General features: G+C 73.4%; 1 pseudogene. It reads left to right on the top strand.

The annotated features are described in order from the left end of the window. Positions 1-353: pseudogene (locus tag AC1DCP_RS26745) on the top strand (hypothetical protein); the annotation flags it as partial.

The raw sequence follows: 353 nt of genomic DNA on the forward strand, positions 1-353 counted from the left end.
CCAGGCGTGCGAGGCCACGGCCGGGCTGGTTGGGAATACGCTGGTGCGGCTCGGCCGGTTGGGCGAAGCATCGGGCGATCTGGAGGAACTTGTCGCGGACGTCGCCCGTACCGATCCGCCGGTGCAGAACACGCGCCGCTTCCTGGCGGCGGACGCCACGCTCTGCGGCGAATCCCTGAAGGCTGGCGATGCCGTGCTGGTGCTGCTGGCCGCCGCATCGCACGACCCGGCGGGGGCGCGCCCCGACCGCCCCTGGACCTTCGGCACCGGCCGCCACGGCTGCCCCGGCGACGCGCTGGCGCGTCTTCTAGCAGCAACCACCGTCGACAGCCTGCTCCAGCGCGATGTCGACC

The organism is Agrobacterium sp. 10T429, from assembly GCF_056393925.1.